Raw genomic sequence first — 12,518 nt, forward strand, 5'->3', positions numbered from 1 at the left:
GTGCAACGCTAAAAATGCCTTTATGGTGATGTTATATAATTTTTTAGGAGGCAATTATCGCAAAGTAAATAAGAAGCAAGCAGTAGTAGAAAGTAATTTTGATTTAGAGCTTATTGGGGACGATCTATTTATATGCTAATTATACCTAATACAAAACGTACGTTACAAAGATACTTTTCACTCTTTGTTGCATTGATTACCTCTTCCTTTTTTGCGAATGGCGCAAGGGCCCAGACTACCTTGCCGTCTTTGGATGAAGTAGATATGCTGATGACAAATCTGACTGTACAGTTAGAAATCACATCAGGTATAGATGCTATGTATAATTTTGACTTCAAAGTTGCAGAAGGACAATTCAACTGGCTTAAAAGTCACTACCCTGAACACCCCCTTCCTTACTTCTTATTGGGCCTTTCACAATGGTGGAAAATTGTACCCAATATTGAAAATACCTCTTACGATAAAGACTTTTTTGTCTACATGGATTCTGCCATTTATTTCGCAGATAAGATTTACAAGAAAGATAAAGAAAATCAAGAAGCACTTTTTATTCTTGCAGGAACTTGGGCTTTCGAAGGCCGTTTGAATGGAGAAAGGCATAATTGGGCCAAAGCCACTTTTGCGGTAAGAAAAGCTTTAAATTATTTTGATAAGCTTAAAGGAATGCCGAAGACTTCTCTAACACCAGAGTTATTGTATGGTGATGGTTTATATAACTATTATGTAGAGTGGATCAAGGAAAACTACAGAATGCTCAGAACGGTATTGTGGATGTTTGACGGAGGAGATAAGGCTTTAGGTATTGAACAGTTAGAAACATGTGGCAAGGAGGCTTTTTATACCCGTATTGAAGCCATGTACTACCTCATGAAAGTACATTCGTCGAGTGGTGGTAAAATGATTCGAGCATTACAGATATCTGAATATCTATACAAAAAATACCCGAACAACCCTTACTTCCAAAGGTATTATGCTCGATTACTCTATTATAGTGGTCGTTATCCTCAGTTGTATACAGTGAGTAAATCTCTATTGGAGAGAGTTGATGAAGGAATGTTTGGCTACGAAGAAATGAGTGGAAGATATGCCGCTTTTTATCTTGGAGCCTATTACAGAGATTACCTCAGCAACCCCGAAAAAGCAAATTACTATTATCAGAGAGCAGTCAAGTTTGTAGAAGATATCGGTGATTATGGCTCAGGTTACTATCATTATTCTTTAGCGGCTTTAGCACGATATGCAAAGCAGAAAAAAGATTGGGATAATGCTGAAATCTATTATTCGAAGATTCTAACTTATGCTGCTGGTAGAAAAAAGTTGCAGACTGAAGCAAAGAAATTCAAGAAGGAAAATAAAAAAAGAAAAAAAGCTGCTAAAAAAAAGAAATAGCCTTGTCATGATGTGAAATGACAAGGCTATTTTTTTTGACTAAATTTTAGAATAGACTTACTGATCAATCCACATTTTAAATGAGTTCGCCTTCAATCGGCTGATCATAATTTCGGGGTGTTCGCTAGTGGTGAGAAATACAGCTAATTTCCCCCCAAAGTGGTTTTCAAAGCTTTTGATACTTTGAATATTGACAATACAGCTTCTGTTAACACGGAAAAAATCTTTTGGATCTAGTTGTGATTCTAAGCTTTCTAAGGTGTGATTCAGAATATGTTCTTTACCGCTGAAAAGTACAGCAGTGGTAATATTGGCTTCACTTTTTAAGTAGGCAATTTCACTGACATCCAGTTTGAAAAAAGCCTGAGCACCATGAATCAGAAAACGCTTCCGATATTCTTTTTTCTCTCCTTGAATGGCGGAAAGAATCAATTGGTAATCGATCTGTTCCGATTTGTTGGGTGTTTGACTTGCTTCAAATTTTTCAATGGACTTACTCAGCTTATTTTCGTCTACTGGCTTTAAAAGGTAATCAACACTATTGACCTCAAAAGCCTGAATAGCATATTGATTAAAAGCCGTGGTGAAAATGATGGGTTGAGGGATATGAACTTGATCAAAGATTGAAAATGAAATACCATCCTTTAGTTGGATGTCCATAAAAATGACATCACAGTTTTCTGCTTTGGGTGATGAAAACCACTCTACCGCTGTACTCACTTTGTCAATTTTATCCAGTAAGTTCCATTCTGGTCGAAGTGTTTGAACCATCAGTTCCAACATTTCGGCATTGTACATCTCATCTTCAATAATTAAGTAGTTCATTTATCTATGGTTTTATAATAGGGGTAATTTAACTTTAAAATGCGTGGTTGTTTTTTCAATAATCAAAGATTTGTCGATCAATATGGCAAATCTCTTTTTGAGGTTTTCTAATCCTTTTTTGGTAGAGTAGGCAGAAGGTTTTTCATTTAATGAATTTTGAATCACAATATATTCTTCTTCTTCAAAAATTTCAATGTTCAACGGCGAATGTTCATCGGCAATATTATGTTTGATGGCATTCTCAATCAGTAATTGAAAAGTCATAGGTGGAATTTCCTTGCTCATGCATTTTTCAGAGATATTGATGTCTAGAAAAATACTATTCTTGGCTCTCTCTTGATGCAGAGAAGTATATTGTTTTACAAACTCAATTTCTTCTTTCACTAATATCGTCACCCAATCCGAATGCTGTAAAGCATAACGGCTGATACTTGAGAAGTTTTGTATAAAATTCTTAGCCTCTTCTTCTTTTTTTAAAACAATAAGCGATTTCAAAATACTTAAGTTATTGAAGAAAAAATGGGGGTTCAACTGATCTTGTAGTGCCTTATAACTCATTTCTAATTTCTCTACTTTCAAATTTTCTACTTCCATGACCATTTCCAATCCTTTTTTGATAATTCTGAAAAGCAGGAACAAGAAACTAATTGAGATAAAAACAATAATTGAGACCAGAAGAAAAAGTACGGTGGCGATGATGGTATCTCTTTCATAGTTTGGAAACTGAATAAGATACATCAAACCGGCCATAATCATTACAGCAACGATAGAGGAATACCCCAGTTGGTTCAGTATTCTTTTTTTGAAGTTTTTGGGTGATATAGGAATTTTTTGTTCTAATTTCTTATCAATCCAAATAATAGATTCAACCAAAATGACATAGAAAATAGTACCAGCTATAAAAGGAATTGTGATACTCATGCCTTCAGGTGGTCCGCCCATGACTAGTAGTAATAAACAATTGGATAAAAATCCCAAAAGAGTAGTAAGCAATACCCTTTTGACAATGTACTTGGGGGTGTATATGGTATCTTCGTTGTGAATCATATTTTTTTAAAAATGCACTCTACCAAATGTAAAAAACTTTCGGTAGAGTGCGAACATGCAACAAACATTACATGCATTTTCATTGTTGGAAATAACGATTACTATCTAATCGGCGGGTTATTAATCTGTCCTGTTGCTCTTAGCCATTTTGTTTTTAGTACCTCATGATTTTTTAAGGCTAATATTAATTCAAACTGCATTCTTAGTAATTCAGACTGTGACTGTAAAACGTCTGTTGTTGTATTTAAACCTGATGAAAAACTGATTTTTGTTTCTTCCAAGCTTTCTTGTGCTTGTGTTATATTTTCTTGAGCGATCCCAATGGATCTTCTATTTTCCTCTAATTGATAACCGATCTGTTTGATTTCAATAGAAATCATTTCTGATGCATTATCACGCTCATGAATGGCTTTTTGAGTTTGAAGTCTGGCTACGGTCTTTTTCTCTTGGCTTTCATTGAAATGGAAAATTGGAATTCTCACTGTACCACCTACAACTGCAATCGGGTCAATATTGTCCAGTCCATTATTACCATAGATATACATACCACCAGCCATTACACCTACTTGAGGGAGGTAATCGGATTGAGTTACTTTTTGTTCCAGCTCATTTATTCTGATATGATTATCTAATAGTTTAATTTCAGAACGCTGTGCTAATCCAATATTGACGCCTTCTTGAATATTGACGGTAGAAGATTGAAAGGCCAACTCGTCCATAAATTCATATTTCGTCTCATCTTCAATTCCAATAATCTGACTAAGGAAAAGAATGGCTAAAGTGACTTGATTTTCGGCTTTGACCTGCTCTAATACAGCTTGGTTTTTCTGTACACTCACCTTCAGTTTTTCACTCAATGGAAGTAGACCTTCATGGTGCATCAATTCCATTTGAGATTCCAAACTATCCAACATTTCAACATACGTTTTGGTCAGTTTTACCCCTTCTTTAGCGGCAATCACATTCCAATACGCTTCGTCAGTTTTTTCAATCAACTCTGCATAAGTCAAGTTGTAATTTTCCTGACTCATCGCTTTGCCTAATTTTGCTTGCTCATTGACTGCTTTTATTTTTCCACCAGTATAAATAGGTTGTACAGCAAAAACACCGGCAGTTAAGATACCAGGACTTTCCACACCAATAGGAGGGATAGTAGGTCCTTCGGGAATAGCCATTCCTGGGAAAAGGTCAAGGTTCAAAGTCGGCATCATAATACCCGTGGCTGATCCTTCAATACTCGGCAGATACGCTTTTTTCGCTAATTTATAATTAGACTCCGCTTCTTGGATTTGCAGAGCGGCTGTTTTCAAATCACGGTTGTGTGATAAAGCCATTTCCCTACAACTTTCTAATGAAAGGACTTCTTGTGCTTGAAGGCTAGGAGTGATCATTAACCACCCCATTACCATCAAAACCAATTTATTCATTTTCATAATTTTCTTATTTAACTTCAATACGATACATATAGGCATACAACACCGGAATAACCATCAGCGTGATCAATGTACCTCCTAAAAGACCTGCCATAATGGTCAATGCCAATGCACCGAACATAGGGTCTGAAAGTAATGGTATCATCCCTAGAATAGTGGTCATAGAAGCCATCATTACAGGACGCATTCTTGACATAGCGGCATCAATAGTCGCCTCCAATCTGCTTTTTCCTTCATCGAGTCCAAGGTTGATTTCATCCAGTAATACAATGGCATTTTTGATAATCATACCAATCAAACCTAATGCTCCAATAATGGCCATGAAGTTGAAGAACATACCTGTAATATTGAAACCGATACTCACTCCAACAAAAGCGAAAGGAATCATCATATATACAATCAGTGATTGCTTCAGGTTATTGAACAAGGCAATGGTGATAATCATAATCAAACCAATGGCTAACGGGAAGTATTTGAACAGGGCTTTATTGGCATCGTCTTGAACGCCTACCATACCTCCGTATGTGATCGAATACCCGTTGGGTAAATGAATTGCTTCGATGTCTTCTTTGATATCATTGAGAAGTTCCACACCTGTAAAGCCTGCTTTCACATCACTTTCTACGCTGATACATCTTGTTCCGTCAATTCTTTTGACCGCAAAATCTTCTAAGTCTACCTTTATAGAATCAGTGATATGTGCCAATGGAACGCTGAACTGAGAACGTTCACCCCATACCGGTACATTGCCAATGTTTTCAATATTCTGATCCAATGTGGTTTTACTTTTTAGCACAATTGGAATCTGATTTTTACCTTCATAAAGGGCTCCGATCGGCATACCGTTGGATTGGATTTGTAAAGAACGCCCCATATCCAATCTTGTAATTCCTAAGCGTTGAGCATGTTCTAATGAATATTGAGGTGAGATTCTCTTGGATTTATTACCCCAGTCATCGGTTACATTCCTTGACATTGGACTATTCAATAAGGTCAGTTTCGCTTGATTACTTAATTCTCTTAAAACGGCAGGGTCTGGACCTCTAAACTCCACGGCTAACTCTGAACTTTCAAAAGCGGCTCCATATTCCAATAATCTATAATTGGCATGTGGATAATGTTCATCCAAGAACTGTTGCACTTTTGGAATTACTTCTGCGACACTCTCAACAGTGGTCGTTTCAATAATAAATTCACCGTAGTTCATTCCTCCATTTGACATTGGTCGCATCAAAGTGAATCGGGCAGGGGGTCTTCCTAATGAAAGTGTGATATTTTTGATGTTATCAAATTGCTTGATTTCTCCTTCAATTTCTCTCATCTCTTTTTCTACAGCCTCAAGGTTGCTTCCTTCAGGGAGTTTGTATTCGATAACGAACTGATCATAAGGAATCTTAGGCATGAAATCGACTCTCATAAATTGCATTGCGTACAGCGATCCAATAAGAAGAACAGTAGCACCAATCAAGAATGAGTTTTTATATTTTAATGAAAACATCAACGAAGACTTGAACAATCTATAGATGGAGTTGTCATAAGGTGTTGGTTGATCTTCCTGTCTTTTATTGCCTTCTTTTCTGTAGAAATATTTTGCCATAAAAGGCGTTTGAATCATGGCGAAAACCCAGCTGAGTAGTAATGAAATCACTAATACTGTAAACAGTGAACTTAAGAATTCTCCTGCAGAGTGAGGTGCCATAGCTAATGGGAAGAAAGCAAGAATAGCAATCATAGTAGCACCCAATAAAGGCATAGCTGTTTTCTTAGCCGTATTGACAAATGCTAATTTCGGATCGACACCTTTTTTGAGGTCTACCAAAATACCGTCTGCTACTACTATAGAGTTGTCCACCAACATACCCATCGCTAAGATGATAGCGGCCAAAGTAACTCGGTGCAATGGCAAGTCGATCATCAGCATGACGATCAATGTACCCAAGATGGTGAATAATAATCCACTTGAAATTAATAAACCAGAACGGTAGCCCATGGCTAAAAGTAGAATCACAATCACGATGATAATGGAAACGACAAGGTTGAATACGAAGTCGTTTACAGCCAATTCAACTCTACTCGGTTGAGAATAAATTTCTTTGATTTGAATGCCGGCAGGAAGTTCGTCTTGAATTTCAGCCATACGCACATTCAATCGGTCTCCTAATTCAACAACATTGATACCTGATTCATTTGAAAAACCAAGTGCTAAAGCTTGTTGACCATTGAAATATAAACCTTCACGTTTTGGAGCAAGGAAGCTTCTTTTGATCGTGGCAATATCTCCTAAACGTACTGTACCTCCTTGTGGAATCTGAATAATAAGGTTTTCAACATCCCTGATGTCATCAAACTTATTTTCTACATTAATACGCATTGACAGTGCCTCCACATCAAGATTTCCAGCATTAGCAATCTCACTTTGATTTCTCATTTCCAAAGCAATATAGATCGGATTGATCTTCATGCCCGCTAGTTTTTCCTGATCAAATAATACCTCAATCGCTTCTGTTTGTTTACCGAAAATTTGAGCTCTTCTGATTCCGTCTACTTTTAAAATCTCTCTCTCAACAAGTTCAGTATATTTTTGGAGTTCGGGCAGTGTGTATCCATCAGAAGTAATGGCATACAACATACCGTAAGTATCCGCAAAATCGTCGTTGACAATTGGAGTGTAAGCACCGCTTGGTAAAAACATTTCCACGTCTTTGACCTTTCTTCTCAAGTGATCCCAAAGCTGTGGTAAATCATCTGTGTCCACTGTTTGTTGGATATCAATTTGGATCACTGACAAACCTGCAGACGAAGTAGAAGTTACTTTATCGATGTTCTCCAGCTTCATGATACCACGCTCTAAAACGTCGGTCACTTCCAATTCCACTTCATGCTGTGTCGCACCAGGATAAGGAGTAACTACAATAGCGGATTTCAAAGGAATTTCGGCATCTTCCAGTTTACCTATATTGAGGTAAGAAAATACGCCACCTATCAGCACTGCGATCAACAATGAGGTGATGAGTGCTTTTTGATCTAGTAATTTTTCTAACATTATAAAAGCCCTCCTATGTTTGATTTCGATGGTTGTTGAATGGGTGCTACAGTTTGATTCTCTATAAGATCATAAACACCTGCCACCACAATTTTTTCATTTGCAGATAAACCTGACAGTACTTCCACACGTCCGTCATTTAAGGGTTTTCCAAGCACTACAGTTCTTTTCTTGAGTGTATTTCCCTTTTGAATTACCCAAACTGATGTTTCTTGCTTTTCATCAAAAACAGATGATAATGGAATAGAAAGCTGAGTATTTTTTCCTTCAAATGAAACATGTGTAGTACCCAACATTCCTGATTTAATGCGTTGGTCAGCATCTTTCAAAAGGAACGTCAATTCATACAAATCATCTCTTCCTGCTTTTTCGCTGATGGTTTTGAATTCCAAAGGAAGATGCTCTAAGTGTAGACTTTGAATGTCCAATTGAGCCTTCTTAATGTATTGAACTAAATGAAGTTGTGAAGAGGGAACTTTGGTAGTGACTTCCAATGTGGAAACGTCAATCATAGCAACTACAGGAACTCCTGGTCCAACAGTGGTATGATCATTAATAAATTTTGAAGAAATATAACCTGAAATAGGAGCTCTTAGATCTGTATCGTAAAGCTGATTTTGAGCATTTTCAAAAGCAATTTTGGTCAACGTTACACCCGACTTCATTTTGTCGTAAGTATTTTCAGGAAGTTTTTTGCTGTCGTATAATTTCTGATAACGTGCCAATTCCTTTTGAGCCTGTTCGTATTGTGTTTTCGTCTGTTCTAATTGTAAAAGATAATCACGTTGATCCACCTGAGCGATGATTTGTCCTTTCTTGACATAATCACCTTGCTTCACTCTAATTTTTTGAACAGGACCTCCAATTCTAAAAGACAGTACCACTTCAGTTTTCTCCTTCACTTGACTATTAAAGGTGATATCAGACTTCATGTTCTGATCTGCTACTGTTTCTATCTTTACATATTTTATTTTTCTTTCAGATGTCTCTTCAGCAGTAGAAGTACATCCTATTATTAAGCTTCCCATAAGAAGTATTCCGAGTAGTTTTTTCATGTTTAATAATTTTTGATGAGTCAAAGTGACAAATCAAAAGTAGGTGGGTGAGAGGCTGTATTTATAGAGAAGTGAGTGAAGTGAAGATATTGGGAGGTGAAATGATGAAATCTAAAAGTGAAAAAATGAACTAAAATTAAAAAAGAAACCCTGTCAGCTAAGTGCATTAACTAACAGGGTTTTATGATAAGAATGTTATTGCAAAAAAATGTTTCATGCACCATAGTTAAAACTATGGACAAGTGATAAATCAACCTAACCAAGACTGAAGTCTTGAAGGTTGGTAACGAAGGTAACACTTTAGTGTTATTGGAGTCAGTATTACTTGCCCATAACTTCAGTCATGGTGTACGGAATTTTATATGATTAGTATTTATCTGGCACAAAAGTCTGTTCATCAAGTGGAGGTCTTACATATCCTTCTTTATTGATTGGAGGCAATTCAATTTTCTTATATTTGATTTCCTCATAAGGAATTTTTGATAACAAGTGAGTCATACAGTTCAATCTTGCCTTCTTCTTATCATCCGCTTTGACTACATACCAAGGAGATTGTTTGGTGTCTGTATAAGCAAACATATTGTCCTTTGCTTTAGAATATTCTACCCACTTATTTCTAGATTCCAAATCCATCTCAGAGAATTTCCATCTTTTGATCGATGAGTTAATACGCTCAGAAAAACGTTTTTCCTGCTCATCATCTGAAACGGAGAACCAATATTTGATTAAGATAATTCCCGAACGAATCAACATTCTTTCGAACTCAGGACATGTCCTTAAAAACTCCTGGTATTGATCTTCAGTACAAAAGCCCATCACATGTTCTACACCAGCTCTGTTGTACCAACTTCTATCGAACAATACTATCTCACCTGCAGCAGGAAGATGTGGAACATACCTTTGGAAGTACCACTGTGATTTTTCTTTTTCTGTAGGAACACCCAATGCCACAATTTTTGCTACACGAGGATTGAGTTTTTCTGTAATTCTCTTGATCACACCACCTTTTCCGGCAGCATCTCTACCTTCAAAAATCACAACCACTTTCAAGCCCTCTTTCTTTACCCACTCCTGCATTTTCACAAACTCGGTTTGCAGTTTTTCTAATTCTTCTTCGTAATAGTCTTTCTGTAATTTTCCTTTTTTGGTATACTTGTCTTCGCTCATAATGTTAATTTTTAGTTGTAGGTAAAGCATGAAAAGTAGTAGAATAAAAGTAGATGAGTGTTTCGTGCACCATAGTTTTAATTATGGTGCACGATATTTTTTCTCTTAGCTTTTATACTGTACTAGGAACATGCACTGATATTATTTTCTTCCGAAGTCGGCAGGAATTTCACCCCATGCTTTCGTTTCCCACTTTCGGATTGGATTCATATAGGAATTATTTTCTAGCCACTTGATTGCTTTGTCTACCATTTCAAATAGGACTTCATTCTTGCTGTTTTTCTCAAGTGTAGTTTTAATTTTTTTATCTCTAACCCATTTCATGGCTGTTCTACTGTCGGTATAAACAATAGTGTGATCGTAGCCTGGATTTTTTTGTAAAAAAGCTAATGCGTGTACAATGCCCAAAAATTCACCAATATTATTGGTACCGTCTTCATAAGGTCCCATTTTAAAAAGTTCCTGACCTGTTTCAATCCACACGCCACGGTATTCCATGGGGCCTCTAGCACCACTGCAAGCCGCATCTGTAGCAATACTATTATTGGTAATTGGTAAACCTACCGAAGGATCGTAAACTTGTTTTGGTTTCTCACCCGCTTTTTTCTTTACAATATATTCAGATGGGTTGCCCTTAAATGCGATTTCTGCTTCTCTTCTCGAATCAAATGATTTGTATTTGGCACCTTTTACTCCTTGTACATGTTTTTGGCAATCTGCCCATGATGTATAAATACCAGGAGTTCCTCCCGACCATACCACATAAAACTTTGGTTTCTTACTTCCGGCCATTCTTTCTTTTCAATTAATACTAATTACTAAATTAACCACAGTTTTGGCCTAGTCAAAATGAATTTCGAATTGAAGCCATTTTTCTTCGTTCTCTACGAAAAAATGAGTGAAGGTCATACCTAGTTTTTGTATTACTTTTAAAGAAGCTTTATTGCTTTCGTTAGCTCTTGCGACTATTTTTTGAATACTGTGCTCTTGGGCATAATCAAAACATCCCAAAGCAGACTCCGTGGCATAGCCTTTATTCCAGTATTCTTTTATAAATCGAAAACCAATATCAATTTCCTTTTTCTCCTCAGAAAATTTCAATCCACAAAAACCAATGTACTGATCATTCTCTCTTAAATAGACGGACCACCTTCCGTAATCATATTTATCATAGTGATTATAATTTTCGATGAATGTTTGTGCTTCATGTATATTTTTGAAAGGTTGATCGCCTGTGTATTGCATTACTTCCTGATCTAGATTCATGTGATAAAAGAAAGTAGCATCTTCAACAGAAAACCTTTTGAGATACAACCTTTTGGTGGAAATAATGGCATTTTGAAGTTTTTGTTGATGCATAAAAGTTTAAAATTGATCAGATAACAAATATTTAATGGTCTGAAATAGCCTAAATTATAGGTGTTTGCCTACTTTTTTCGGAATATATTGAAATTTCTTATTCTTTTTTTGAAAAGAATTTGAGCAATAGGGATATATCAGTTAAATTTGCACGCTCATATTTCTAGGAATATGTCTTAATTTGATAATTGATATTTTATAAAATATAGTCATGGGATATACAAAACTTATCAGAAAAAGTAAAAGAAATAAAACGATTGCTAAAGCTCGCGTTACAACAATCCAACGTTTAAGCGCTAAGCCAGTAATCAAGAAAGTAGACGTAGAGGCTGTTAAAGCTGAGTTCGCTGCTAAGTAATTTCTTATTACTTCGACTAAAAAAGGTCTGATGTTTCGAACATCAGACCTTTTTTTTGTGGCCCGCTTGCTTGGGCAGACACATTTTGCGATGTGCTTGGGTGGACATCCCTTGCTTGGTGATTTGCTTGGGCAGACACATAGGTCTGCCCCTACTAGATGAAACCTTCGCTTTTTGCTTTGGTTACTGCTTCGATCTTATTCGAAACTTGCAGTTTTAGATATATATTTTTGATATGAAATTTGACTGTATCTTTAGAAACTGAAATTTGATCAGCAATATCCATATAGCTTTTTCCTTCTGCAAGAAGATTTAAGACATCTGTTTCTCTACCTGTTAGAGGAGATTCACTTTCTCTACGGAAAGATTTTACCACCAATTTGGCAATATGAGTGGACATAGGTGCTCCACCTGCAGAAACTTCATCCAACGCTTTCAGTAGTTGAGTGTGGTTACTGTTTTTAGTAATGTAACCTGTCGCTCCTGCACACAAAGCATCAAAAACATATTGACTATTTTCGTGAACAGAGATGATTAGTATATCTGTTTTAGGTAATGTCTGACGTATTTGCCTAGTTCCTTCAATTCCATTCATTCCTGGCAGATCAATATCCATAAGTACGATTTCAGGAAGATCTGTTTTTAGGTTTGATAGTGCATCTTCACAATTATCATAGGTATTGATAACAGAATAATCATTTGTTTTTGTTTCGATGAGAAGTTTAAATGCTTCTTGTACATCTTGATTATCTTCTACAATGATGATTTTTTTTCTCATGACTTTATTTTAAGAAAAAAAAAGAGGTGAAACAATGTAGAATCACCTCTTTTTTAGTTTTCAA

The 12,518-nt window shown here is 36.3% G+C and carries 11 protein-coding genes; 2 read left to right on the forward strand and 9 right to left on the reverse strand.

Annotation, left to right across the window (positions count from 1 at the left end):
* Positions 1-132 precede the first annotated feature (132 nt).
* The gene (locus tag PL77_RS07285; RefSeq protein WP_044203297.1) at positions 133-1,389 is read left to right on the forward strand and encodes a lipopolysaccharide assembly protein LapB; all 1,257 of its coding nucleotides are present in this window, start codon (positions 133-135) and stop codon (positions 1,387-1,389) included.
* 57 nt (positions 1,390-1,446) lie between these two features.
* Here PL77_RS07285 and PL77_RS07290 read toward each other — a convergent pair whose 3' ends face one another.
* The 8 genes from PL77_RS07290 to PL77_RS07325 all read right to left on the reverse strand — a co-directional run bounded on the left by PL77_RS07290 (position 1,447) and on the right by PL77_RS07325 (position 11,318).
* Positions 1,447-2,214: a LytTR family DNA-binding domain-containing protein gene (locus PL77_RS07290; protein WP_044203299.1), complete on the reverse strand. Its 768-nt coding sequence runs from the start codon at positions 2,212-2,214 to the stop codon at positions 1,447-1,449.
* A 12-nt stretch (positions 2,215-2,226) separates the two neighbouring features.
* The gene (locus PL77_RS07295; protein ID WP_044203300.1) at positions 2,227-3,156 is read right to left on the reverse strand and encodes a sensor histidine kinase; all 930 of its coding nucleotides are present in this window, start codon (positions 3,154-3,156) and stop codon (positions 2,227-2,229) included.
* Between the two features lie 206 nt (positions 3,157-3,362).
* The gene (locus PL77_RS07300; RefSeq protein WP_172665814.1) at positions 3,363-4,694 is read right to left on the reverse strand and encodes a TolC family protein; all 1,332 of its coding nucleotides are present in this window, start codon (positions 4,692-4,694) and stop codon (positions 3,363-3,365) included.
* A 7-nt stretch (positions 4,695-4,701) separates the two neighbouring features.
* Positions 4,702-7,737, reverse strand: a complete 3,036-nt coding sequence (locus tag PL77_RS07305) for an efflux RND transporter permease subunit (RefSeq protein WP_044203304.1) — start codon at positions 7,735-7,737, stop codon at positions 4,702-4,704.
* Complete coding sequence (locus PL77_RS07310) at positions 7,737-8,792, reverse strand: efflux RND transporter periplasmic adaptor subunit (RefSeq protein ID WP_082026440.1); 1,056 nt, start codon at positions 8,790-8,792, stop codon at positions 7,737-7,739. The genes PL77_RS07305 and PL77_RS07310 overlap by 1 nt, the downstream gene beginning before the upstream one ends.
* 366 nt (positions 8,793-9,158) lie before the next feature.
* Positions 9,159-9,959 (reverse strand): polyphosphate kinase 2, encoded by an 801-nt coding sequence (ppk2, locus tag PL77_RS07315; RefSeq protein WP_044203307.1) that lies wholly within the window; start codon positions 9,957-9,959, stop codon positions 9,159-9,161.
* A gap of 141 nt (positions 9,960-10,100) precedes the next feature.
* On the reverse strand, positions 10,101-10,751 hold the full coding sequence (locus PL77_RS07320) for a viroplasmin family protein (protein WP_044203308.1): 651 nt from the start codon (positions 10,749-10,751) through the stop codon (positions 10,101-10,103).
* Between the two features lie 48 nt (positions 10,752-10,799).
* Positions 10,800-11,318: a GNAT family N-acetyltransferase gene (locus PL77_RS07325; protein WP_044203310.1), complete on the reverse strand. Its 519-nt coding sequence runs from the start codon at positions 11,316-11,318 to the stop codon at positions 10,800-10,802.
* Between the two features lie 211 nt (positions 11,319-11,529).
* On the opposite strand from PL77_RS07325, the gene PL77_RS31995 reads away from it, so the two are divergent.
* Positions 11,530-11,676 (forward strand): hypothetical protein, encoded by a 147-nt coding sequence (locus tag PL77_RS31995; RefSeq protein WP_172665815.1) that lies wholly within the window; start codon positions 11,530-11,532, stop codon positions 11,674-11,676.
* A gap of 154 nt (positions 11,677-11,830) precedes the next feature.
* Here the strand turns inward: PL77_RS31995 and PL77_RS07330 are convergent, their stop codons facing one another.
* The gene (locus tag PL77_RS07330) at positions 11,831-12,454 is read right to left on the reverse strand and encodes a response regulator transcription factor (protein WP_044203313.1); all 624 of its coding nucleotides are present in this window, start codon (positions 12,452-12,454) and stop codon (positions 11,831-11,833) included.
* Between the last annotated feature and the right edge of the window lie 64 nt (positions 12,455-12,518).

Source organism: Flammeovirga sp. OC4, assembly GCF_000812565.1.
Classification (GTDB): Bacteria; Bacteroidota; Bacteroidia; order Cytophagales; family Flammeovirgaceae; genus Flammeovirga.